Here is a 24,766-nt window from a genome sequence, read left to right as displayed (position 1 = left end):
CCCTATCCGCCGACTGCAGCGAGGTACTCGCTGTAGAAGAGGGCGAGTCCGACGGCCGACGCGATCGCGGCCAGCAACCAGAACCGGATGATCACCGTCGTCTCGGCCCATCCCGCCAACTCGAAGTGATGGTGGAACGGGGCCATGCGGAACACGCGTCGGCGACTGGAACGGAACACCGCCACCTGGATGACGACCGACGCGGCCTCCGCGACGAACAGCGCGCCGATGACGACCATGATCAACTCGGTCTTGGTGACCACCGACAGACCGGCGATCAGACCGCCGAGAGCCAGCGATCCGGTGTCACCCATGAATATCTTGGCCGGCGCGGCGTTCCACCACAGGAAGCCGATGCAGGCACCCGCAGCGGACGCGCAGACCAGCGCCAGATCCAGCGGATCTCGAACGTCGTAGCACCCGGGAGCGGGCCCGGCGAGGCCGGCGCACGCTTGCCGGTACTGCCAGAAGGTGATCACCGTGTATGCACCGAGCACCAACGTCATGGACCCGGCGGCCAGGCCGTCGAGGCCATCGGTGAGGTTGACCGAGTTGGACCACGCGATCACCAGCAAGCAGACGAAGAACACGAAGACGACAGCAGACATCGACCAGGTGGCGATGTCGCGAACGTAGGAAAGTTGGGTACTGCCGGGAGTGAGCCCGCTGTCGCTGCGGAACTGCAGGACCAGGATTGCGAACAGCACGGCCGCGGTGATCTGGCCGACGTATTTGCCGGTCGCATTCAGGCCGAGGTTGCGTTGCTTGCGGATCTTGATGAAGTCGTCGAGAAAACCGACGAGCCCGAGCACCGTCGTCAGTCCGAGTACGAGCAGAGCGGAGGCCGACGGACCCTCGGCGTCGTACCCGATCCCGATCAGGTGCGAGCCCCAATAGCCGGCCCAGATTCCGACCAGGATTGCCACGCCGCCCATCGTGGGCGTGCCGCGCTTGGACTGGTGACTAGCGGGCCCTTCCACGCGAATCTCTTGACCGAAGCCCTGTTTCGAGAAGGTCTTGATCAGTATCGGCGTGAGCAGAATCGCAACGGCGAGCGCGATGCCACCTGCGAACAGGATCTGCCTCACTGCTCGTCCTCCGCCGGACCGCTCGTGTCGGCCAGCACGGCATCCGCGACGGTCCACATGGCTCCGGATTGCGATGCTTTCACCAGGACGATGTCGCCGGGAAGCACCTCCTCGCGCAGCACGGCGATCGCCGTCTCGCGGTCGGGTACGAGCATCGACTCCTCGCCCCACGAACCTTCCATGACGGCGCCTTGATGCAGTGCCCGCGTGGGACGGCCCGAGTCGACGATGATCAACCGGTCGACATCGAGTCGGACGGCCAGCCTGCCGATCGCATCGTGCTCGACCACCGAGTCGGCACCGAGTTCGCCCATCTCTCCGAGCACCGCCCAGCTGCGACGCTTCGGACCGTCGTCACGGCGGGACATCGAGACCAGCGCCTTGAGTGCGGCGCGCATCGAATCGGGATTGGCGTTGTAGGAATCGTTGACGACGGTGACCCCGTCGGCGCGCGTACGCACGTCCATCCGCCTGATCGACGTGGGGGCAGCGGTGGACAGAGCGTCGGCCACCTGTGCCAACGTTGCGCCGCATTCGAGCGCGACGGCGGCTGCCGCGAGCGCGTTGCCGACCTGATGCTCACCGTGTACCGCAAGGGTGATCGCTACCGTGCCCGCCGCGCATTCGAGCGTGAACGACGCCCGGGCGTCGGTGTCGACCTGTACGTCGACAGCCCTGACGTCGGCGTCGGCGCTGCGTCCGACCGTGACGACGGATGCCGTGGTGCGCGTTGACATCTCGGCAACCAGTCGGTCGTCGATGTTGAGAATCGCCACTCCCCCGTCGGCCGCACTCGGCAGTGCTTCGACGAGTTCGCCCTTCGCCAGAGCGATGGCCGCACGCGACCCGAACTCGCCCAGGTGCGCCGTGCCCACATTGAGCACCACCCCGATCCGCGGAGGCGCGAGCGAGGCGAGTTCGGCAATGTGGCCGATTCCTCGGGCCGACAGTTCGAGACACAGGAAGTCGGTGTCGGCGTCTGCTCGCAGAGCCGTCCACGGGTGACCGAGTTCGTTGTTGAACGACCCGGGCGGGGCCACCACCGATCCGAGCGGTTCGAGTACCGCCGAGATGAGGTCTTTGGTGGAGGTCTTTCCCGACGACCCCGTCACACCGACGACCGTCAGCCCGTGCTGCGCGGTCAGCTCCAGCACCGATTCACGCGCCAGAGCACCGAGTGCGGTCAATACGGCAGCACCCGAGCCGTCCGGATCGTGTTCGAGTGCCATCGCGTTGCTCTCGTGCGGAACCGGGCGCACCACCACGGCCGGCACTCCGACCGGACGCGCGCCCAGGACCAACGCCGCACCTGCGGCAACCGCGTCGGCGGCGTGCACGTGACCGTCCACCTTTGCCCCGGGAAGGGCGAGAAAGATGCTGCCGGATGTCACCTTGCGGGAGTCGAACTCCACCGGACCGGACACTTCGACCGTGGGATCGGGCACGTCGTGCAGTGTGCCTCCGACGATCTCGGCGATACGGCCGACAGTCAGCGGGATCACCGGACGCCCGCGCTCGTGCCGACCAGCCGCGCGTCGATAGCCGAGGCGAGTATCACCCGGTCGTCGAAGGGGTGTTTCACTCCTGCGATCTCCTGGCCGGTCTCGTGCCCTTTTCCTGCGATCAACACAACGTCCCCTTCGCGCGCCCACACCACGGCTTGTTCGATCGCCGCCGCGCGGCCTGCCACATTTCTGACTTCACCACGAATATCGTCCGGCACCGACAGCGCCCCGTCCTCCACGGCCTGCCGAATGGCGGCCGGGTCCTCGCTGCGCGGGTTGTCGTCGGTCACCACGAGCAGATCGGCTCCGCGGGCCCCGGCCGCGCCCATCAGCGGGCGCTTGGCGGTGTCGCGGTCTCCACCGGCTCCGAGGACCACCGCGATCCGTCCACGGGACGATTCACGCAACGTTGCCAGCACGGCCTCGACGGCCGCGGGCTTGTGCGCGTAGTCCACCACGGCCAGGAAATCCTGACCTCGATCGATTCGCTGAACGCGACCGGGCACGTCGACCGCCGCGAGCCCCGACGCCGCCGTCGGCACGTCCGCACCGGTCGCCGCGCAGGTCGCCAGCGCCAGCACGGCATTGGCCACGTTGTAGCGGCCCGGCAGGCGGACGGAGACCGGCAACGCGACGCCGTCGGGATCGGCGACGACGAACGACTGCGTGCCGTCGTCGTGCTTGGCCCAGTCCGAGACCGTCCACTGCGACTCGTCACCGGTCGAGGCGGTCACCACCGTCGACCCGGCAGCTCGGGCGATGTCCGCCATTCGCACACCCCACGCGTCGTCGACACACACGACAGCGGTGTCGGCGCGGACCGCCGAGTCGGCCGCGAACAGCCGGCTCTTGGCCAGAAAGTAATCCTCGAGCGAGTCGTGGAAATCGAGGTGGTCCTGCGAAAGATTGGTGAACGCTCCCACCGCGAAGCGGGTTCCGTCGACTCGGCCCAGCGACAGAGCGTGCGAGGAGACTTCCATCACGACGGTGTCGACCCCCTCTTCCACCATCACCGCGAAGAGTGCATGCAGCTGTGGTGCCTCGGGTGTGGTGAGGGCGCTCGGAACGTATCGACCGGCCACCCGCGTCTCGATGGTGCCGATCAGCCCGCATCGACGCCCTGCGGCCGTCAGGCCCGCCTCGACCAGATATGACGTCGTCGTCTTGCCGGACGTACCGGTGATTCCGACGACGGTCATCTTCGACGAGGGATTGCCGTAGATCAGCGCGGACACGGCCCCCAGTACCTGGCGCGGACGCTCGTGCAGCAGAACCGGGACCGGTCGGTCGACGCCGGCGAGGGCGGACACCACGGTCTCGAGGCCGGCGGGGTCGGTGAGAACTGCAACAGCACCGCGACCGACCGCATCTGCCGCGAACTCCGCTCCGTGCCGAGCCGAACCGGGCAGCGCCGCGAAGAGATCCCCGGGAAGGATGGACTGCGCGCGAAGATCGATGCCGGTCACGACCACGCCTGCGGGGTTTCCGGAACCGATGGTTGCTCCGACCGCGGACGCCACCTCGGACACCTCGGTGTGCGGTGGGCGCGCCGGACGTGTACCCGGAGCGGGTTGTGAATCCGTCGAAACTGTCACTCCTGCTCCCTTCCTCTCTACTGCGGGCGCGCGCCTGACCCGGCTCCATCACGCCGCAACGGTCGCGTACCGACGCGACCGACCGATGTGTCAGATTACCGGCGGGCGGGATCGCGATGTTGCCGCCCCGACCAGAGGGACCGGCACGTTCGTCGAGTCAGTCCGCCTGCAGCACCAGCTTGGGTCCGGGGTCTGCCGACATGGGCACGCTGTCCCGTTGCAGCATCCAGCTGGCGATGTTGTGGAACAGAGGCGCTGCCGACTGGCCGCCCGAGCCGTCGGCGCTGCGCGTCGGAGCGTCGAGCATGATTCCGATCACGTAGCGCGGATTGTCCGCGGGCGCGATCCCTGCGAAGGTGATCCAGTAGTTCGAGTTGGAGTAGCACTTGCATTCCGGATCGACCTGCTGCGCTGTACCCGTCTTGCCGCTGATCTGGTAGCCCTCGACTCCGGCGGCCACTCCCGTTCCGCGCTGGTTACCCGTGTCGTCCTGGGTGACGGAACGGAACATGTTGCGCACGGTCTTCGCGGTGTCGGGGCTGACGACGTAGACCCCGTCCGGCTGCGGGGTCTCGGTCCGCTGACCGTTCGCGTCCACGGTCGCTTCCACGATCCGCGGCGGAATGCGGACACCGTCGTTGGCGATCGCCTGGTACATCCCCGTCATCTGCAGCAGCGTCATCGACAGACCCTGACCGATGGGAAGGTTTGCGAACGTACCGCCCGACCATTGGTCCCGACTGGGCACGCTTCCGGCACTCTCGTTGGGCAGCCCCACATCGCTGCGCTGACCCAGGCCGAACCTGCTGAGCATGTCGGCGTATCGGTCCTCGCCGACCCGCTGCGCCAGCATGAGGGTGCCCACGTTGGAGGACTTCCCGAACACTCCGGTCGAGGTGTACGGCGCGACGCCGTGGTCCCACGCGTCCTTGACCGACACACCGGACATGAAGATGCTTCCCGGCACCTGCAGCACCTCGTCCGGGGTGGTGAGTCCGTACTCGATCGCCGCGGCCGCAGTGATGATCTTGTTCACCGAGCCCGGCTCGAACGGAGTGGTGACGGGAAGATTTCCCATCTCCTTGGTGCGCTCGTTGTTGCCGACACCGATGCCGGCGTTGAAGGTGTTGTCGTTCGACATCGCCAGCACTTCACCGGTCCGTGAATCCTGCACGTACGCCGACGCATTCTTGGCTCCGGACAGGTCCTTGGCCAACTGCACCTGTTGCTGCACGTAATACTGGAGGTCTGCGTCGATGGTCAGTTCTACGTTGGAACCGTTGACCGCAGGCTGCTTGTCGCGCCAGCTACCGGGAATGACCGCACCGTCGGACCCGCGGTCGTAGGTCTGCGAACCGTCGGTTCCGGCGAGGGTCGCGTCGAGTGAATCCTCGAGACCGAGCAGGCCGTGCCCGTCCCAGCCGGTGGCCCCGACGATGTTCGCGGCCAGCGATCCACCCGGATACTCTCGAATGTCCTGGCGCTCGAGCCCCACCTGCTTGAAATCCGCGCTGATCTTCGACGCCACAGTGGCGTCCACACCCCGTGCCAGATAGGTGAATTCGTCGTTGCTCTTCAATTTCGCCAACAGATCCTTCTCGCTGATCACGTCACCGAGATCACCGTGGATCCGCGCAGCGATGTCCTTCAGATACTGCTCGGTCTCCGGTTCGGTCACATCCTTCGCCCTGGCCTCGTCGAGTTCACGACGAACCCGAACGGGCTGGAACGTCAGCGCTTTCGCTTCCATCGTGAAGGCGATCGGGTTCCCGTTGCGATCGAGAATCGACCCCCGCATCGCCGGATCGACGAGGGTGGTGGTGCGTTGCGATGCAGATTCGGCCGACAGTCTCGGACCGTCGAACCCCTGGATCCACAGCAGTTGCGCCGCAGCAACGGCAAGCGCGACATACATGAGAATTCGGCCGGTCCCGTGCCGGAACCGAAATGTGGACGAGTCGAGACGCTTTCGGCTCGGCGGCCGTCGGCGGGGACCAGGCGTAGGCCTGGTCACTGCCCGTCACCCGCGGCTTCGTCGGTGGCCGGAGCCGCGGGAGTATCGGACGACGGGGCTTCGGCCGACGGCGTCTCGAGCGAGGGGATGCTCATAGGAATGAATTGTTCAGCAAGCGCGGTGTTTCCAGCGCCATTGCTCGTGTTCGGCGTGGCGGCACGGGTATCCACCGTGCCCGGCGTCCGATTGGGCTGCGAAGCACTGCGCGGGCTCTGCTGCTGCGACTGTGCCGACGCGTTCGGCACAGAGGCGTCGCCTGCCGCTGTGGGAGCGACCGGATCGAGCGGAGCCACCGGCGCACCGTCGGCCGGAGCCGGCGTGCCGACGACCTGCTTGCTGCCATCGGGACCAACGATCAGGCGGGCCGGATTCTTGGCCGGAACCATTCCGAGCTCGGCGGCCTTGCGCGCCAACTCGGGAGCCGACTCCGCCAACTCGACGTCGCGCTGCAATGCTGCCCGCTGCTGAGCCAGCTCGGTGTTGACGGCCTTGGCGGCGCTGAGATCGTAGGAGTCGCCCGCAGACCGCGTGGTGAGCAACAGCGTCATACCGAGACCGAGGGCAAGCAAGCCGATAATCAACGCCACGAACGGAATTCGCGCAGCGATAGCGCTTCCGTCGATGGACCGACGAGCGCCGGACCCCCGAGCGGAATCCGACGTGTGTACAGATGCGCGCTGCTGCCTGCGCTCGTACGCACGAAGAGCGGCACCGGATCGTCCACCGCCCTTACCCGTACGTTCGGGGCGCGAGAGTGGAGCCTGTGGAACGACCCTGTTCCGGGCTGCCGGAACCCGATTGCGTCGTGTTCCGACAGTGGCGTCTGGAACCGTCATTCCGCTCTCCTTGCAATCCGTTCGGCACCTCGTAAACGCACCGGGGCCGAACGTGGGTTGACGTCGATTTCTGCATCCGAGGCACGCTCGGCACCTCTGGTCAGGAGCCGAAACTCCGGACCCAGTCCGGGAAGCTCGACCGGCAGCCCTTCGGGGCTCCGGGACTTGATCCGAGGTGCCAACTCCTGCTTGACAACTCGATCTTCGAGCGACTGATAGGACATGAAGACCACTCGGCCACCGATGGCCAACGCGTCGAGCCCGGCAGGAACCGCGGACTTCAGCGAGTCGAGCTCGCCGTTGACCTCGATACGCAGGGCCTGGAAGGTGCGCTTGGCCGGGTGCCCACCGGTACGACGGGTGGCGGCCGGGATTGCGGCGTAGAGCAATTCGACCAACGGACCACTGGTGGTGAACGGAGTGTGCTCGCGCCGTCGAAGAACGGCAGAGGCGATCTTGCCCGCGAATCGCTCCTCGCCGTAGGTGCTGAGCACCCGCGCGATGTCGCCGTGCGAGTAGGTGTTGAGTACGTCGGCAGCAGTGATGCCCACCGTCGGATTCATCCGCATGTCCAGTGGCGCATCGACGGAGTAGGCGAACCCACGATCGGACTCGTCCAGTTGCATCGACGACACCCCGAGATCGAACAGAATGGCGTGCACGGACCCGAGCTCCGGCAGTCCGGCTTCGTCGAGTGCCTCGGCAATACCGTCGTACGTTGTGTGTACCAATGTGATTCGATCGGCGAAGGGAGCCAACCGGAGGCCGGCCAATCGCAGCGCCTCGGGATCACGATCGAGTCCGATCAGGTGCAGGTTCGGGTAGGTGCGAAGAAAGTGTTCGGCATGACCGCCGAGCCCGAGGGTGGCGTCGATCATCACGCGGGGGCTGTCGGCGGAATCGATTGCGGGGCCGAGTAATTCATCGGCCCGACCGAGCCGAACCGGTACATGGAGCGGACCTGCGGATCGACGGTGGGTTCGATCGGCGGACGGTGTGTTCTCGTCCGGCCCGTCACCCTCCGCCATGGTTCCTCCCGGTCGTGCGTACGTACTTCTCGCCCGGGTCCGGGCCGTGCGGGTGCCCACGGGCGCCGGTGCAAATGCTTCGAGGTCCCTGTCCGATAGGGGAACCTGGCGTTGGGGAAGAACGTCAGGGTCCTGATCTGCGAAACCTGGCGTTGGGGAAGAACGTCAGGGTTCTGATCGGGCAGAGGCCTCGCTGCACTCGCAGGCGACCAGGGCGGGTTACAAGATTCCTCCGAGGGATTCGTCGAACGCGTCGGAGAAGTCCTGCTCGTTTTCAGCGGAGTAGCGAGCCCATGCTTCGTCGTTCCAGATTTCGATGAAATCCATCGAACCGATCACCACGCAGTTTCGTTCGAGTCCCGCGTAGCGACGGTGCTCCGGACTGATGGTGATCCGCCCCTGTCCGTCCGGCCTCTGCTCATCGGTTCCCGAAAAGAACTGACGAACGTAGGCACGGGCTTTCGGGTTGGCACGAGATGCCGCCGTCAGTTTCCGAGACCGTTCCGCGAAGTCTGCCGCGGTGTAGACCGCGAGGCTGAAATCCTGCCCCTTGCTCACCATGACACCTCCCGCAAGCGCATCCCGAAACTTGGCCGGCAACGTCAGTCGACCCTTGTCGTCGAGCTTCGGCGTGTAGGTACCGAGAAACACTCGCCACCTCCAGCCTCGACTCTCCGCTGCGGACCACTTTACCCCACTCTCCCCCACTTCGAACCATTCCCAGCATGAATTTTCTGGTCGAATCCGCATTTCTGCAGCTCAGCCGCGTCAGGACGGCTCGAATTTTCACTGTCATCGGGCAATCGGTCGGCCACGTCCACGGGGCCGGTAACGTGCCGTCGCCTGCTGTTCAGCAGGTTGACCAGCGCTTTTGCGCGAGTAGTGGTGAACCGGGATGGTCATGACACGCCACAACATGCCGATGTGGGGGGAAGTGGGGAAATTCGCTGATCGTGGGGCGAAGTGGGGCGGCAGCCCCAGATGCGTGCGTGCACGGACACTTGCGGCCGCACCGGCCGGGGCGGGGTCCGATCAGCAGAGGCCGCAACGCAGCGCGTCGGTACCTGACAGCTTCGAACGACAACAGCACCTCACCCGAAGGTGAGGTGCTGTTGTACGTGACGCGTGAAGTTGTGGGAGAGGACCGATGCGGTACGGGTTCGCTGGAACCCGGTCGATTCAGTCCTGCTCGAACCTCTTACGGAACCGGTCTTCCATGCGAGAGGTGAAGCTGCCGCTCTTGCGACCACCCTTCGACTTCGACCCGGCACCACGACCGGAAGATTCGGAGGCACTGTTGGCGGCGCCACCTTCGTCCGACGTCGCTGCGGCTCCCTTCTTGGAGCCGCCGAACAAGAACAGTGCACCGGCACCGAACATGAACAAGAATCCGATGAGACTGACGACGAGAAAAGCCAAGCTGTTCGTCGACAAAGCAACACCGGCGACGAGCAACACGAGTCCCACTACGAACAACGCGGCAGCCTGAAACCGCCTTCTGCTCGACGCCGCGCGAACGCGACCGCCTCTCACATGAGACGCGAACTTGGGGTCCTCGGCGTAGAGAGCGCTCTCGATCTGATCGAGCATGCGCTGCTCGTGCTCGGAGAGTGGCACGGTACCTCCCCCTGCACAGATATCGAAGGTCGTTTCGGTTGAGAAACGACGGGAAGCTGACCTTGGCGGCTACCTAGTGTCGATGATACGAGCTGAATCCGCTGCTTACCACCTACTCGCACGATGTGTTCCTGATAATCGCCCAAGTTTTCGAGACGGCCGTCCCGGAAACTACGTCCGAACACCGTGTGACGTGGCGATTCACGCCCGGCGAACGACTCGGTCGGCTATGCCGACAAGGGGGTGGCCATCGGATCGACGGAGGCGAACCGCGACTGACCGCCGAGTCGATCGTCGACCGAGTTCAGAAAACGACTCACGTGTCGATAGAAGTCATCGGCATCGAGATCGGCAATCGTGCTCGACGCGCCTGCTTCGACAGCGGCACGAGTGGCCGAAAATGACGCGAAGTAGTCCGACCACACAGCGAGTTCCGGTGCCGCCTTCGCCATCAAGACCCACGCGCTCCGCGAACGCGGGCGTGCACCGATCGAATTGGGCAGCGACGCCAGCACCGCTGCCGCTCCCTTGAGCGCCGCGGCATAACTTGCGAGAAACCGATCTCCCGCGTCGCTCTCCCCGATCGACTCCGACAGCAGTGCGTCTGCCCGACCGAGCAGGACCCGGGCCTGGCGCGGCACCGGCGACCGCACGCCGGCATCGAATGCCCTCGTGATCGTCATACTCGAACACCTCCAGTTCGAATCTCCGGTGCGTACCTGACGCGCCCGGAACCGTGGCGAAGCCTTACAGTCGAACTCCGGGAGTTTCGACCCGTGATCCGAGACGAAGCCACCGGCGCACTCGGCCCCGATCATCGAACACCCGTTCGACGCTTTCAATATAGCTGTGCCCACCGACAAGTTCCCGAAGAAAGGTTGAGAACAGTCGTCACCGATGCGCGGACAACGCCGTACCTGGTCGATCTGACGCCCCCGGAATTCCGCCAGCGGCTGCTCGAAGCACTGGCGATCTACGTCGAGGCCATGGGTTACCCACGCGGAACCGAGCAGAGCCGGGCTCCGATGTGGAGCGAACATCTGCACCGTCCGGGCTGGCGAGCGGTCGGAGCTCTGCTCCCCGACTCAGACCCGAACCGGCCCGATTCACTGGTCGGCGTCGCATACGGCTACCACGGTGCACCGCACCAGTGGTGGCATCAGCAGGTTCGCGACGGCCTACGTCGCTCGGGGCACACCACGCGCAGCGTCGAGTCGGCGCTGGAGAACTACTTCGAGCTGACCGAATTGCACGTGCTTCCCAGTGGTCAGGGGCACGGCCTCGGCGGGCGACTGTGCCGTCGATTGCTCGACGGTGTGAGCGCGGACAACGTGATGTTGTCCACACCCGAGGTGGCACGGGAGGACAACCGAGCCTGGCGACTATATCGGCGACTGGGCTTCGTCGACGTGCTGCGCGACTTCACGTTCGCGGGTGATCGACGGCCCTTCGCCGTCTTGGGTCGCAGGCTGCCGCTGGACGGGCCAGTAGCCTGAAGACGTGATCGACGCTGTGGTGGTGGGCTCCGGCCACAATGCCCTGACCTCCGCCTGTTACCTGACCGACGCTGGATGGTCCGTGGAGATACTCGAACGGGACACCGTCGCCGGTGGCGCGGTGTCGACCGTGGAGCGTTTTCCCGGACACCGGGTGGACAGGGGTTCGTCCGCCCACATCATGATTCGTCACACCGGCATCATCGAGGAGCTCGGCCTCGCCGATTTCGGCCTGCGCTACATCGACTGCGATCCGTGGGCGTTCGCACCAGGTGCCGTCGACACCGACGAGCGCGCCATCGTCTTCCACCGCAGCCTCGAGCGCACCTGCGAGTCGATCGCGGCCGCATGTGGGACGGCGGACGCCCGCGCCTACCGCGCCTTCGTCTCGGTCTGGGGTCCCCGCAGCGAACGCACGATGCGCGCGTTCGGCGGGCCGCCCACCGGACCGAAGCTACTGCGCTCCTTCTGGGGTCTCGGTGCCCCGGACGGCGGCAGCATGCTCTCCCGGGAGTTTCTCGCCACCGGCGATTCCTTACTCGATGAAATGTTTTCGAGCGAACGACTCAAAGCCGCACTGGCGTGGTTCGGCGCGCAATCGGGGCCGCCGATGTCCGAGCCCGGGACGGCACCGATGGTCGGTTTCGCCGCTCTCATGCACACCCTTCCGCCGGGCCGCGCCGTGGGCGGCAGTGGTGCACTGACCGAAGCGATGATCGCCCGGTTACAACAGGACGGCGCTGTACTCGCCCTCGGCGACGGCGTGACCTCTCTCACGCGCCGTCCCCATGGCTGGACCACCAGAACCGCGTCGGGACGAGAGGTCGACAGTCGAGTGGTCGTGGCCGGTTGTCATATTTCGACGACCCTCGACCTGCTCGTCGCCGGCGGGCACGACCCGGCGCAGGTTGCCCGGTGGCGCAGCACGATTCGGGTGGGTCCGGGACTCGGAACTGCGGTCCGGTTGGCCACCGACGCCCTTCCTGATTATCCGAGCGCCGAGAACGTCGAGGACGGTACCCACGGCCTCGCGCTGCTGGTACGCGATCGCAGCCAGCTGCGCCTGGCGCACGGCCACGCACTGGCCGGTGATCTGCCGCCGACCCCGGCCGTGCTGGGAATGTCGTTCAGTTCCATCGACCCCACCATTGCGCCGCCGGGACAACATCAGATCTCGCTGTGGTCGCAGTGGCATCCGCACACGCTCGCCGACGGCAGGCAATGGCGTTCGAACGTTCCGGGCGAACGCTCGCTCGCCGAGTTCGAGGCGGACCGGATAGTGGCCGAAATGGAGCGGTACGCACCGGGGTTCGCCGATGCGGTGCTCGATCGACACGTCCAGTCCCCGCCCGACATCGAGCGTGAACTCGGGCTGATCGGAGGCAACATCATGCACCTGGACATGTCTCTGGACCAGATGATGATGTGGCGGCCCCATCCCCAACTGGCCGGTCACCGGGTCCCCGGGGCACAGGGGCTGTATCTGACCGGAGCATCCACCCACCCCGGTGGCGGGGTCACCGCGGCCAGTGGCCGGTCGGCCGCACGAATCGCGATCGCCGACGCCCGCGCCGGACGCCGTCGCGAGTTCTTCCGGAGGAGCCGAGCATGAGGATTGCACCCATCGTCGTGGCGGCCGCTGCTGTCGGCTGCCAGATCGTCTACCCCTTGGTGTCGGGGTCGACCCGGGACGCGGTGACGGTGGCTGTGGTCGGTTTGCTCGCACTTGCCTCGATCCTGCATGCCGTCCTGCATCGAGGACCGCTGTGGGCCACAGTCCTGGTAGTCGTTACGGCGGGCACCGGGTTCGCATCCGAACTCGTCGGCACAGCTACCGGATTCCCGTTCGGTGAGTACTTCTACGCCCAGAATCGTCTGGGCCCCAGCCTGTTCGAGGTGCCGGTGGTGGTCCCGCTGGCCTGGACGGCCGGCTTCTATCCGATTTGGTGCGCGGTGACCTTCGTCGTCCGCCGTCTCGACACGACACGGTTCCGCTCCACCGGCCTCCGGATCGCCGCGGTAGCGGTGGGCATGGTCGGCTGGGATCTCTATCTCGATCCGCAGATGGTCACCGACGGCCAGTGGACCTGGACGTCCGGTGCCGCCGGTCTGCCGGGCGTGCCGTCGATTCCGCTGACCAACTACCTCGGCTGGCTCGTCGTGGCCACGTTGATGGCAGCGGTCGTGGAGGCGCTCGACCGTGCCGTCGACGCCCGTCGATCGTCCGACGTCCGGTTGCAACCGTTCGACGATGCGGTACCGATCGCACTGTTCCTGTGGACGTGGCTGGGATCGGCCCTGGCGCACGCGGTATTCCTCGACGGACCGGAACTTCGATTCTCCGCGGTGTACGGGTTCCTCGTGATGGGTGCGGTCGGGGTACCGCTGGTGTGGATGGCGGGCCGTGAGCGCTCGCTCCGCGCACGATCGCGCGCAGCGGTCTCCGGTCGCGGTACCGACACGCCTCGCTGACAACCCCTGCCGACTGACATCGGGTCGATGCCCTGGCACGATGTCGCTGTGCAGTCGACATCGCGAACATCTCACCGAACCCACCGCCGCAGAATTCTGTCGGTGGTCGCACTGGCGCTGCTGGTTGCGCCGATGCTGGCCGGGTGCCTGCGGGTGCAGGTCACGATGGGAGTGTCGGCGAACGATCGGGTGGCGGGCCAGATCGTTGCGGCCAGCGTGCCGACCTCCGACTCCGATACCGGTCCGGAGCTGGTTGTTCCGTCCTCGATCGAGAACAAGGTTCGGGTGGAGCCGTACAACCAGGACGGATACGTCGGCTCCCAGGCAATCTTCGACGATCTCTCGTTCGGCGACGTGCAGACCCTCGGGTCCATCTTCCAGAACGCCGCAGGATCGTTCCAGCTCGAGCTCCAGCGATCGGGCGACACCGTCACGCTCGCAGGCAATGCCGATCTGTCCTCGGTTCCGGCTCAGGGTTCGGACGTGCAGTTCACGATCGCATTCCCCGCCCGCATCGGAACCACGAACGGCACTCGCGAAAGCGACAACTCGATCTCCTGGAAGTTGCCTGCCGGCGAAGTCACGTCGGTGCGCGCCGAGGTCAACTACCCCGATCCCAATACCAGGAGCTTCGCCGGCTGGGCCGGCATCGTCGGTGGAGTGACCGTCGGCGTCGCAGCCATCATCGGCGCCATGGCCTGGGTCTCGCGCAACCCACCGGTACGGACTCGACAGACGAGGGGCCCCGAGTCGGACAGCCCGATCGACAGAACGTCGGTGTGACCGGACGACGTCGTACCCGAGCAACGGCGACCGCCGCGGCCCTGTCCGCGGCGTCGGCTGCCATGGCGCTGCTCAATTCTCGCTTCATGCCCGGCCTGCATGCTCCCCACCACGACGTCACCGAACGCATCGTCGTCTGCATACCCGCCCGCAACGAGCAGGCGACGTTACCGTCGTTGATCGGCGATCTGACCCGTCAGCGATCGTGCACGGATCTGCAGGTCATCGTCCTCGACGACGACTCGAGCGATGGAACGGCCTCGGTGGCCCGCACGGCCGCCGCCGGTGACTCCAGGATCCGCGTCGTGACCTCCCACGCCGCTCCCCCGGCCGGCTGGACCGGTAAGGCAGCGGCCTGCGCAGAGCTGGCACGCCTGGCCGACGAAGGCGACCCGCACCCGTCGCTGATCGTGTTCGTCGACGCCGACGTGCGACTCGGTCCCGATGCAGTGGCGGCCGCGGCCGCAGCGCTACGGCTTTCCGACGCTGCGTTGCTCTGCCCGTGGCCCGAGCAGCTGCTCGGCAGTGTCGCCGAGCGACTCGTTCAACCTTTGCTCGCGTGGTCGTGGATGTCCACGCTTCCCGTGCCGGTGGCCAATTGGACGCTGCTGCCCTCGATGGCAGTGGCCTGCGGACAGTTCATGGCGTTCGACGCCGCTGCGTATCGCGCCATCGGAGGCCACGGCAGCGTCGCGGCCAGCGCAACCGAGGACCTCGACCTGGCACGCACCCTCCGCCGTGCGGGGAAGTCGACGGTGGTGGTCTCGGGAGCAGGTTTCGTCCGCTGTCGGATGTACGGTTCGGTTGCCGACCTGAGATCCGGGTACAGCCGGTGGCTGTGGAACGAGTTCGGCGGACCGGTCGGTTCGGCCACCGCAACCCTCGCCTCGGCCGCGATCTATCTGGTGCCGCCGGTAGCGGCGCTCACGGCCTCCGGCTCTGCGCGTCGGTTCGGTTGGGCCGGATACCTCGCGGGCACCGTCTCTCGAATGGCCGCGCGTCGACGCGAATCGGGACCGCATTTCGGCGTCGACGACGTTGTCGATGCCGCGCTGCACCCGGTGTCGATTCTCGCCTTCGGCACGCTCGTCGCCGAATCCCATGTCCGCAGGCTGCGCGGGTCGTTGACGTGGAAGTCGCGTTCGCTGCCCTCGCCGTAGCGCCGACCCGGTTACACCCGTGCGGGGGCGAGCCCCAGGTTGCTCAACACCTCACGGGTGGCGCGAGCGAAGTTCAAGGTGATGAAGTGCAATCCGGGAGCACCCTCGGAAATCAACCGCTCGCCGATGTTCGAGGCGAGTTCGATACCCACCTCACGAACGGCGGCGCGGTCCTCCTCGGGACCGGATCCTGCTGCGCGAGTGAACTTTTCGTCCAAGGCGGGCGGCAGCGTCGTGCCGGAGAGCTCGAGCATGCGGCGAACGGACCGAAGTGAGGTGATCGGCATGATCTCGGGGATGATCGGCTTGGCACCCTGTTCGGGGTCGTATGCGCTCACGCGATCGCGCAGCCTCAGGTAGTCGTCCACATCGAAGAACATCTGGGTGATCGAGTACTCGGCCCCGGCCCGGAGTTTGCCGACCAGGCATCTGGTGTCCTGTTCGAGGTCGCCGGCCCGGTGATGTCCCTCCGGGAACGACGCCACGCCGACGTGGAAGTCGCCGAGATCGCGCACCAGCCTGACCAGTTCCTCCGCGTATTCGACTCCCTCGGGATGCTTCTCCCAGTCACCGAGTGGATCTCCGGGCGGGTCGCCGCGCAGCACCAGGATGTTGGTGATGCCGCGATCTGCATAGGACCCGACCATCGAGCGCAGTTCGTCGACGCTGTGCGAGACGGCTGTGAGATGTGCCACCGGAAGCAGCGTCGTTTCCTCGGCGATCTGGCCGGTGACCCGCACGGTTCGGTCGCGGGTGGAGCCCCCTGCGCCGTAGGTCATCGACACGAACGCCGGTTGCAACTGCTCGAATTCTCGTACGGCGCGCCACAGTCTCGCCTCGGCAGCTGCATCGCGCGGCGGCGAGAACTCGACCGAGAACGGGATTCTGGCCTCCGGTTCGGTGCGCAGTCGGTCGACGATCGACGGAGTATTCGTCATGAACCCTCGGCTCGATCGCCCCCGGACGGAATCTTCGCTCACCCGAAGATCATAGGTTGCGCACCGGCGCAGCCGGTCGGGCCGCCCGGGCGTCGGTGTTCGTCGCACGTCGGCGCGGGGGTGTGAACGGCCACTAGTCTGGGAACAACATCCCGACGCACCCACTGCACACCTTGGAGGATCGTTCTGTCCGGAGACTTGTCTTCGCCCGTCGCCGACACCCCCGCCGCACTCGGACCGGAGGCATTGCGCGCTGCCGTGGACGAAAGACTCGCCGAGTTCTTCGCCACGCGCCGCGAGGTCGTCGACACCGTCGGCGGCGGCTACCCCGCAGCCGTGGCGGATCTCGAAGCCTTCGTGCTGCGCGGTGGCAAACGCATGCGCCCCGCGTTCGCCTGGACGGCATGGCTCGGTGCCGGCGGCGCTCCCAGCGGTGCGCGAGCCGACGCGGTGCTCGGTGCCTGCTCGGCGCTCGAACTGATTCAGGCCTGCGCCCTGATTCACGACGACATCATCGATTCGTCCGACACGCGACGCGGATTTCCGACCGTGCACGTCGGCTTCGCCCAACGGCATCGCGACGCGGGCTGGTCCGGCTCCTCCTCTCACTTCGGTGAGTCGGCCGCCATCCTCGTCGGCGACCTCGCACTGTGCTGGGCCGACGATCTCCTCCGCGAATCCGGCATCGACGACGACGCGGCGCGCCGGGTGCAGCCGGTGTGGTCGGCCATGCGCACGGAAGTTCTCGGTGGCCAACTCCTCGATATCGAGGCAGAAGCGGGCACCGACGAGGGCGTTGCCGCTGCGATGAGAGTCAATCGCTACAAGACCGCCGCGTACACCGTGGAGCGACCGCTGCACCTGGGCGCAGTTCTGGCCGATGCAGACGATCACCTGATTGCTGCGTATCGCAGCTTCGGAGCCGACATCGGGATCGCGTTCCAACTGCGCGACGATCTGCTCGGAGTCTTCGGCGATCCCGAGGTCACCGGAAAACCGTCGGGCGACGACATCACCGAGGGCAAACGCACCGTGCTCATCGCGTCGGCGCTGAAGGTGGCCGACGAGACCCGGCCTCATCTCGCAGCCACCATCCGAGCCAGCCTCGGAACCGAACTCGACGCGGACGCTGTGGCCGACATCCGGTCGATTTTGGTCGAACTCGGAGCGGTCGACGCAGTCGAACGGCAGATCGACGATCTCGGCACTCGGGCCGTCGCAACCCTCGACAAGAGTTCGATCGAGCCGATTGCTGCCGCGCATCTGCGCGCCATGGCAACCGCCGCAATCAAGCGGCAGTACTGAAAGTGAGCGGCATGTCTTCTATTCGCACGGTCACCGGACCCACCGACACCGTTGTGGTGGTGGGAGCCGGATTGGCCGGATTGGCCGCAGGTCTGCATCTGCTGGGTGCCGGTAAGAAGGTCACCGTCGTCGAGCGTGAAGAGACCGTGGGCGGCCGGGTGGGTGTGTACCCGGTGTCCGATACCGACGGCTCCCATCTGTACAGCATCGACAACGGTGCAAGTGTGTTGACCATGCCGAATCTCGTACTCGAGGCCCTCGCTGCCGTCGGTGCCGACTTCGAATCGACGACACCGAAGATCCGGCTGAAAGCTCTGTCGCCGTCGTATCACACGCGGTACGCCGACGGCACGTCGATCGACGTCTACGCCGATCCCGAAGCCATGACGGCCGAGGTGGAACGGACCTGTGGGCCCGCCGAAGCGCAGGGATACCGCAACCTGCGGCGGTGGCTCGCCGACATCTTCGATGCCGAATTCGACCGGTACATCGACTCGAACTTCGATTCCCCGCTCGATCTCGTGGGCTCCAAGGCCGCCGTGCGCGACACCGCCACGCTGGTCAAGCTGGGCGGCTTCGGCAAGCTCGGACCTCGCGTCGACAAGTTCCTGAAAGACACCCGGCTCCGACGGGTGTTCACGTTCCAAGCGCTGTACGCAGGCATGGCACCGCAGAAAGCCCTCGCGGTCTACGGGGCCATCGCCCACATGGACACCTCGCTCGGCGTCTTTTTCCCCGACGGCGGCATGGCCTCCATCGCCGAAGCCATGGCCGACGCGTTCGTCACCGCGGGCGGAACTCTCGCGCTCGGTACCGAGATCGTCGACATTACCGTCGACCGCGGCCGCGCCGACTCCGTGCTGACTGCGACCGGCAGTCGTATCGCGTGCGACGCACTCGTTCTCACCGCCGACCTGCCGGTGGTCGATCGACTCCTCGACCGCGCATCGGTGTCGAAGAAGGGCAGGCGCAACGGCTACGGCGTCGTGTCGCCGTCGGCGGTCGTCGCGCACGGGACCATTGCCGTCGAACACACCGCCGAGTGGCCCGCTCGCGCGCATCACACCATCGATTTCGGTGACGAATGGGCCGAGACCTTCCGCCGGATCACTGCCAAGTCCGGCAAGGGATCGTTGATGGCCGATCCCTCGTTGCTCATCACCCGGCCTTCGGTGAGCGATCCCGGCCTCGAAGTGGTGCGTGGCGGTGTCCGCAGTGAGCCGGTGTCGATCCTGGCACCGTGTCCCAACCTGGACAGCGCCCCGCTGGCGTGGTCGGAGTTGGCGCAGCCCTATCTCCGCGAGATCCTGACGACGATGGAGGGGCGCGGGTACACCGGGCTCCTGGACGGGTTCGTACTCGATCACATCGACACACCCGAGACCTGGGCGCAGAAGGGAATGATCGAAGGGTCGCCGTTCTCGTCCGCTCACGTCTTCCGGCAGACCGGGCCGTTCCGACGCAAGAACATGGTCTCCGGACTCGACAACGTGGTTCTCGCCGGCTCGGGCACGACGCCGGGTGTGGGCGTTCCGACGGTTCTGGTGTCCGGAAAGCTCGCCGCCGAGCGGGTGACCGGACGCTCGGGACGGTAGCTTCGTTCGATTCACTGCAGCGACCAACTAAGCTGAACGCGATCGTTTGCCGGTCGCGTTCATTGCTGCGACCATGATCGTTCGGCGACCGGCTTTCATCACATCGGATTCACGTGCTGATCGCGAACCATTTCGTTGCAGAGGAGGAGTAGGCGGCAATGTCTTCGATTTCGTCGCACTCCACCTCCGAGGATCGATCGTCGAACGACTCCCCCGCGTCGACGGCACCGCGGCCGTCGAGAAGGACGGCCACGGGAAACTTCCTGCGTAGTCCGGAGGGCAAAGCCGCCGTTCTCGGTGTGGTCGGTGCCATCTGCATCACGTTCGGCGGCTTCGGCGCAGGTAGCGTGCGCCGACGCGATCCGCTGCTCGAGGAAATGCACCTGTCGTGGCTGCGATTCGGGCACGGATTCGTACTGTCGACCGTCATCGTCTGGGTCGGCGTACTGCTGATGATCACCGCCTGGGTTCGGCTCGGGCGCGCCACCCTGCACGGACGCACCACGGTCGGCGAACTGAGATGGATCGTGCCGGCATGGACGGCACCGCTGCTGCTGTCGGTACCCATGTTCAGCCGCGATGCCTACTCCTACCTGGCTCAGGGCGCTCTGCTGCGTGACGGTTTCGATCCGTACGGCGTCGGCCCCGTTGCCAATCCAGGAGTTCTGCTGGACAACGTCAGCAACGTCTGGACCACCACGACAGCCCCGTACGGACCGCTGTTCCTGCTGCTCGGTCGCGGCATCACCAGCGTGACCGGCGACAACGTCATCGCGGGGACCATGCTCCTGCGCCTGACCATGCTCCCCGGTCTGGCGCTGATGATGTGGGCGGTCCCGCGGCTGGCCAAGCACCTCGGAGGCCGAGCAACGACTGCTGTATGGCTCGCGGTACTCAACCCCCTGGTTCTGATCCACCTGATCGGCGGAGTGCACAACGAGCTGCTCATGGTGGGTCTGATGACGGCCGGGATCGTGTTGGCGCTCGAACATCGCCACGTTGCCGGCATCGCTCTCGTGGCGATCGCGGTGGCGATCAAGGCAACGGCGGGCCTGGCCCTGCCCTTCCTGGTCTGGATCTGGATGTTGCACATCCGGGACCGAGCGCGCACCGACGGTCGGACGCCGCCGTCGCCGTGGCTGACGTTCACGAGAACCGCGGGCATCGGAGCCACGGTCTTCGTTGCGGTGTTCGCCGTCTCGTCTCTGGTCGCCGGCGTCGGCATCGGGTGGCTCACGGCGCTCTCAGGGTCGGCCAAGATCATCAACTGGCTCTCGCTCCCCACGATTCTCGCGCACCTGGTGACGGTCGGTACCTCGTGGTTCCTCGATCTTCGCCTCGATCCGGTTCTCTACGTCACGCGTCTGCTGTGCTCGGTCGCCCTGGTGGTAATACTCGCTGCAGCCTGGTGGTGGGGCCGCAGGTCCGAACGTGACGCCGTCAAGGGCATCCTGATCGCCCTCGTCGCCACGGTCGTCCTCTCCCCTGCCGCACTGCCCTGGTACTACTCGTGGCCGCTGGCGATCGCCGCCGGGTTCGCATTGTCTCGAACGACGCTGATGATCCTGACCGGCCTGTCGACGTGGCTCATGCTCGTCTTCCAACCCGACGGTGCCATCGGGCTGTACAACGTGGTGCACGTGGCGTTGGCCGTCATCGCTGCCGTGGTCGCCGCACTCGCGTTGACGCGCGTCGACCCGCTGCGTTTACGATCGGACCGGTCCAGGGAACACCGTGCCGTGCCGAACGCCCCCAAGACCTCCACAGCCGAACCGGCCGGAGACGAATCCCCGTGATGAGGTCCCCGCGATGAAAGAACTGGACAACATCGATCCGGCGCTGCACGAGGCGTATCGGATCTGCCGCGAGCTCAACGCCCAGCACGGCAAGACCTACTTCCTCGCAACCCGCCTGCTGCCGACCGACAAGCGCGCCGCCGTGCACGCCCTGTACGGATTCGCCCGCATGGTCGACGACATCGTCGACCTCGAAGGCACCGACATCGCCGTGGGATCGGACGAGCTCAACGCTCGCCGCATCGTCGAGCTCGACGTGATCGAAACCCGGGTGCGCGACGCCCTGGCCGGAAAACCGTTGCCGCACAGCGTGACCGACCAGGTTCTCAGTGCCCTGTGCGACACCGTGATGCGGTACGACATCCCACACGACTACTTCTTCGCATTCATGCACTCGATGCGCATGGACATCCCGGGAAGCGACGTGTTCGTCTCGCGCTACCGAACGATGGAACAGCTACAGGAGTACATGTACGGCTCCGCTGCAGTCATCGGACTACAGATGCTGCCGATTCTGGGGACCGTCGTCGAACGGAGCGAGGCCGAGCCCCCTGCCGCGGCGCTCGGCGAAGCGTTCCAGCTGACGAACTTCATCCGGGACATGGGCGAGGATCTCGATCGCGATCGCATCTATCTGCCCACCGACGAGCTGGCAGCCTTCGGAGTAGACGAGGACATTCTCCGGTGGTGTCGCACGACGGGGCAGGTCGATGCCCGGGTCACCCGCGCGCTCGCACACTTGATCGCCGTCACCCGCTCGATCTATCGCACCTCCGACGCCGGCATCGAGATGCTGGATCCGCGGGTGCGTCCGTCCATGCGTACGGCGTCGATTTTGTACGGCCGAATTCTCGACGAGGTCGAGTCCCAGGGCTACCGCGTACTCTCCCAGCGGGCGACGGTACCGCAGTGGACACGAGCCCGAATCGCACTTCCGCAGTTCGCCGTCACCGGCTTCAAGCGCGCGACCGTTCGCTAGAAGGCCATCGCCTGTGCGCGCCTGATCACTTCGCGCATCAGGTCGCCGTGCAACGCGACGACGGGCGTGCCGGGCAGGCTCTCGTCTTCGGTGAACAGCCACCGCAGGATTTCCTCGTCCTCGTAGCCGCCGTCGTGGAGCACGGCCAACAGGCCGGGCAGACCTTTGACGATGGTTCCCTTGTCCGCATCGAGGAACTGCTCGGGAACACCGGGCACGCGAGAGCGCTTGAGAGCCAGCAACTGACGATCTCGTACGAGCTGTTCGACACGTGTCTTGGGAACGTCGAGGATCTTCGCGACGTCGGCGAACTGCAGCACAGATACCGACGGATCGAGCACGTCGTCGGCGTAGGGAATGGCACTCACGCAGGTAACGTTAACGGGTCCGGCCTCGAGACTTCAAAAGCGGCGGACGCGGCAGGGAGACCACGAACACGATCGCAGATCGCCGGACGAGGCACCGATACGATCGGGTCGTGGTTCCGGTACCGAAGGTCCGGTCCCGAAAGCGGATTGCGCGCCAACCAGTACAGAGGACGACGAGAGGAGGTTCGGTGATACCGGGTTCGATGCTCGATCGTCGGTACCGTATCGACGGACCGATCGCACGTGGCGGCATGTCGACCGTCTACCGCGGCCTCGACACCAGGCTCGATCGCCCGGTCGCGGTGAAGATCATGGATCCGAAATTCGCCGAGGATCCACAGTTCGTGCAGCGATTCGAGTTCGAGGCGCGGGCAGTGGCCAGGCTCAGCCATCCCGGCCTCGTCGCCGTCTACGACCACGGGCGGGACGGCGAACACGCCTTCCTGGTCATGGAACTCGTCGAGGGTGGCACGCTGCGTGAGCTCCTGCGCGAGCGTGGCCCGATGCCGCCGCACGCGGCGGTGGCCGTGGTCCGGCCGGTTCTCGAAGCGCTGGCCGTCGCCCACCGAGCAGGGTTGGTGCACCGCGACATCAAACCCGAGAACATCCTGATCAGTGACGACGGCGACGTCAAGATCGCCGACTTCGGGCTCGTACGCGCCATAGCTGCGTCCACGGTCACGTCGAGCAGTGTGATTCTGGGCACCGCCGCGTACCTGTCTCCGGAGCAGGTCACTACCGGATCGGCGTCCGCAAGCAGCGATGTCTACGGCGTCGGGGTGGTGCTGTTCGAGCTGCTGACCGGACGGACCCCGTTCACCGGCGACACCTCGCTGTCCATCGCCTATCAGCGCATCGACAACGACGTACCGCTTCCCTCCACCTTCATTGCCGGTGTTCCGCCGGAGTTCGACGAGGTGGTTCGACACGCAACCGTTCGCGCTCCGGAACATCGGTACCGCAATGCCGACGACATGGCGCGCGCGCTGCGCGGGGCTGCGTCGGCGCTGGCGTTGCCCGAGTACCGAGTACCCGCGCCCAAGCGGTCGGCCGAGCATCTGAGCTCCGCGGCGGCGGGAGCGCCGACGACGGTGGCCGGTGATCGCGCCCCGTCCGCTCGCACCCAGGTGGTCCAGGATTCCCCACCCCCGCCACCGCAACACGGGGTGCAGCACACCCGCGTGGTGACGTCACCGACCTCCCGAGATGCCGAGTACGGCCCCGAATACGACGATTCGCCTCCTGCCGACCCACCGGCCACCAGCAGCCGAGGGCAGTACCGTTTCCCGGACTTCGAGGCAGATCGGCAGCGCTCGCGTCGCGCCATCGTCGTGTGGCTTCTCGTCGTCGTCCTGCTCGCCGTACTCGTCGGCTTCGGTGGCTGGTGGATGGGGTCCGGTCGCTACACCGCTGTCCCGATGGTCGACGGTCTCGACACCACCGGTGCCACCAGCGCCGTCGAGGCCGCAGGACTCGAGGCCGAGGTGCGAGGAACCTACTCCGACTCGGTCGACACCGATCTTCTGATCGGCACGGACCCCACCGGAGGTTCACGAATCGCCAAGGGCGACACGGTGTTTCTCCTGGTGTCACTGGGTAGTCCGAGTGTTCCCTCGATCGATGCGAGTGCGTCCGTCGACGACATGGAACAGCAGCTGCGCGACCGCACCTTCACTCCCGTGGACGGTGGCGAGGCCTTCAGCACCACCGCTCCCATCGGTGGAGTCGCGGCGTTGGACCCGCCGCCCGGCACTGTCTTGAACACCGGAAGCTCGGTCACGGTGCTTCGCAGCAAGGGCGCTCCGCCGGTGCAGGTCCCCGACGTCCGCGGTCAGAGCGTCGACCAGGCTCGCACGACGCTCGAATCTGTGGGCATCACCGTCGGCGAGGTTCGGGAAACGTTCGACGAGGACACCGACGGCGGAAAAGCAATCGGCACGAATCCGAAAGCGGGCCAGACCGTCAAGTCCGGGACCACAGCCGTCCTCGACGTCTCGACCGCCGTCACCGTGCCGTCGCTCCTCGGACGGTCGGTCGGGTCTGCCCGCACAACCCTCGCGGCACTGGGTCTGACGATCGACGTCCGTCAGGTGGTCGATACCAACGGCTCGCTGGTGATCACCCAGAGCCCCGGAGCCGGTTCCCGGGTGGAACCGGGCTCCGAGGTCATGGTCGTCTCGCTGCCCTGAGC

At 66.1% G+C, this 24,766-nt stretch carries 21 protein-coding genes; 10 read left to right on the top strand and 11 right to left on the bottom strand.

The window, feature by feature from the left end; genetic code table 11:
- Positions 1-2: 2 nt before the first annotated feature.
- The 9 genes from mraY to ACFI9K_RS09895 form a co-directional block, all read right to left on the bottom strand.
- Complete coding sequence (gene mraY, locus ACFI9K_RS09935; protein ID WP_462663338.1) at positions 3-1,088, bottom strand: phospho-N-acetylmuramoyl-pentapeptide-transferase; 1,086 nt, start codon at positions 1,086-1,088, stop codon at positions 3-5.
- Positions 1,085-2,590, bottom strand: coding sequence for a UDP-N-acetylmuramoyl-tripeptide--D-alanyl-D-alanine ligase (locus ACFI9K_RS09930; RefSeq protein ID WP_462663337.1), 1,506 nt, complete (start codon positions 2,588-2,590; stop codon positions 1,085-1,087). The genes mraY and ACFI9K_RS09930 overlap by 4 nt, the downstream gene beginning before the upstream one ends.
- Complete coding sequence (locus ACFI9K_RS09925) at positions 2,587-4,188, bottom strand: UDP-N-acetylmuramoyl-L-alanyl-D-glutamate--2,6-diaminopimelate ligase (protein ID WP_462663336.1); 1,602 nt, start codon at positions 4,186-4,188, stop codon at positions 2,587-2,589. The genes ACFI9K_RS09930 and ACFI9K_RS09925 overlap by 4 nt, the downstream gene beginning before the upstream one ends.
- A gap of 157 nt (positions 4,189-4,345) precedes the next feature.
- Positions 4,346-6,202, bottom strand: a complete 1,857-nt coding sequence (locus ACFI9K_RS09920; protein WP_462663335.1) for a peptidoglycan D,D-transpeptidase FtsI family protein — start codon at positions 6,200-6,202, stop codon at positions 4,346-4,348.
- A complete protein-coding gene (gene ftsL, locus ACFI9K_RS09915; RefSeq protein ID WP_462663334.1) occupies positions 6,199-7,038 on the bottom strand; it encodes a cell division protein FtsL in 840 nt (279 codons plus the stop codon). Before ftsL ends, ACFI9K_RS09920 begins: the two co-directional genes overlap by 4 nt.
- Positions 7,035-8,066 (bottom strand): 16S rRNA (cytosine(1402)-N(4))-methyltransferase RsmH, encoded by a 1,032-nt coding sequence (gene rsmH, locus ACFI9K_RS09910; RefSeq protein ID WP_462663333.1) that lies wholly within the window; start codon positions 8,064-8,066, stop codon positions 7,035-7,037. Before rsmH ends, ftsL begins: the two co-directional genes overlap by 4 nt.
- A gap of 219 nt (positions 8,067-8,285) precedes the next feature.
- Positions 8,286-8,717 carry a division/cell wall cluster transcriptional repressor MraZ gene (gene mraZ, locus ACFI9K_RS09905; protein ID WP_027497352.1) on the bottom strand — a complete coding sequence of 144 codons (432 nt, stop codon included), beginning with the start codon at positions 8,715-8,717 and terminating at the stop codon, positions 8,286-8,288.
- Positions 8,718-9,245: 528 nt separating this feature from the next.
- Complete coding sequence (locus tag ACFI9K_RS09900) at positions 9,246-9,683, bottom strand: DUF3040 domain-containing protein (protein ID WP_462663332.1); 438 nt, start codon at positions 9,681-9,683, stop codon at positions 9,246-9,248.
- A gap of 227 nt (positions 9,684-9,910) precedes the next feature.
- Complete coding sequence (locus ACFI9K_RS09895; RefSeq protein WP_462663331.1) at positions 9,911-10,366, bottom strand: SAV_6107 family HEPN domain-containing protein; 456 nt, start codon at positions 10,364-10,366, stop codon at positions 9,911-9,913.
- Between the two features lie 195 nt (positions 10,367-10,561).
- Between ACFI9K_RS09895 and ACFI9K_RS09890 the strand changes: the two genes are divergently transcribed.
- Genes ACFI9K_RS09890 through ACFI9K_RS09870 form a run of 5 tightly spaced genes read left to right on the top strand, consistent with a single transcriptional unit; the run spans position 10,562 to position 15,594 of the window.
- Entirely contained in the window at positions 10,562-11,179 is a 618-nt protein-coding gene (locus ACFI9K_RS09890; protein ID WP_462663330.1) for a GNAT family N-acetyltransferase, read from the top strand.
- Between the two features lie 4 nt (positions 11,180-11,183).
- On the top strand, positions 11,184-12,791 hold the full coding sequence (locus ACFI9K_RS09885) for a phytoene desaturase family protein (RefSeq protein ID WP_462663329.1): 1,608 nt from the start codon (positions 11,184-11,186) through the stop codon (positions 12,789-12,791).
- Entirely contained in the window at positions 12,788-13,651 is an 864-nt protein-coding gene (locus ACFI9K_RS09880; RefSeq protein ID WP_462663328.1) for a carotenoid biosynthesis protein, read from the top strand. The genes ACFI9K_RS09885 and ACFI9K_RS09880 overlap by 4 nt, the downstream gene beginning before the upstream one ends.
- 27 nt (positions 13,652-13,678) lie before the next feature.
- Entirely contained in the window at positions 13,679-14,434 is a 756-nt protein-coding gene (locus tag ACFI9K_RS09875) for an LppM family (lipo)protein (RefSeq protein ID WP_462663327.1), read from the top strand.
- Positions 14,431-15,594: a glycosyltransferase family 2 protein gene (locus ACFI9K_RS09870; RefSeq protein ID WP_462663326.1), complete on the top strand. Its 1,164-nt coding sequence runs from the start codon at positions 14,431-14,433 to the stop codon at positions 15,592-15,594. Before ACFI9K_RS09875 ends, ACFI9K_RS09870 begins: the two co-directional genes overlap by 4 nt.
- Positions 15,595-15,605: 11 nt before the next feature.
- Here ACFI9K_RS09870 and ACFI9K_RS09865 read toward each other — a convergent pair whose 3' ends face one another.
- A complete protein-coding gene (locus ACFI9K_RS09865) occupies positions 15,606-16,532 on the bottom strand; it encodes a methylenetetrahydrofolate reductase (protein WP_462663325.1) in 927 nt (308 codons plus the stop codon).
- 198 nt (positions 16,533-16,730) lie between these two features.
- On the opposite strand from ACFI9K_RS09865, the gene ACFI9K_RS09860 reads away from it, so the two are divergent.
- The 4 genes from ACFI9K_RS09860 (at position 16,731) to ACFI9K_RS09845 (ending at position 22,207) form a co-directional block, all read left to right on the top strand.
- Positions 16,731-17,837 carry a polyprenyl synthetase family protein gene (locus tag ACFI9K_RS09860; RefSeq protein ID WP_462663324.1) on the top strand — a complete coding sequence of 369 codons (1,107 nt, stop codon included), beginning with the start codon at positions 16,731-16,733 and terminating at the stop codon, positions 17,835-17,837.
- An 11-nt stretch (positions 17,838-17,848) separates the two neighbouring features.
- Entirely contained in the window at positions 17,849-19,432 is a 1,584-nt protein-coding gene (crtI, locus tag ACFI9K_RS09855) for a phytoene desaturase family protein (RefSeq protein WP_462663323.1), read from the top strand.
- 158 nt (positions 19,433-19,590) lie between these two features.
- Positions 19,591-21,228 (top strand): alpha-(1->6)-mannopyranosyltransferase A, encoded by a 1,638-nt coding sequence (locus ACFI9K_RS09850; protein ID WP_462663322.1) that lies wholly within the window; start codon positions 19,591-19,593, stop codon positions 21,226-21,228.
- A 13-nt stretch (positions 21,229-21,241) separates the two neighbouring features.
- Positions 21,242-22,207 (top strand): phytoene/squalene synthase family protein, encoded by a 966-nt coding sequence (locus tag ACFI9K_RS09845; RefSeq protein ID WP_462663321.1) that lies wholly within the window; start codon positions 21,242-21,244, stop codon positions 22,205-22,207.
- Here the strand turns inward: ACFI9K_RS09845 and ACFI9K_RS09840 are convergent.
- Positions 22,204-22,575, bottom strand: coding sequence for an Rv2175c family DNA-binding protein (locus tag ACFI9K_RS09840; RefSeq protein ID WP_462663320.1), 372 nt, complete (start codon positions 22,573-22,575; stop codon positions 22,204-22,206). The two genes, ACFI9K_RS09845 and ACFI9K_RS09840, sit on opposite strands and share 4 nt — an antisense overlap.
- Before the next feature lie 203 nt (positions 22,576-22,778).
- Between ACFI9K_RS09840 and pknB the strand changes: the two genes are divergently transcribed.
- The gene (gene pknB / locus ACFI9K_RS09835) at positions 22,779-24,764 is read left to right on the top strand and encodes a Stk1 family PASTA domain-containing Ser/Thr kinase (RefSeq protein ID WP_462663451.1); all 1,986 of its coding nucleotides are present in this window, start codon (positions 22,779-22,781) and stop codon (positions 24,762-24,764) included.
- Positions 24,765-24,766: the final 2 nt, after the last annotated feature.

Source organism: Rhodococcus sp. PSi06, assembly GCF_054960675.1.
This window is presented reverse-complemented; position numbering and strand designations above follow the sequence as displayed.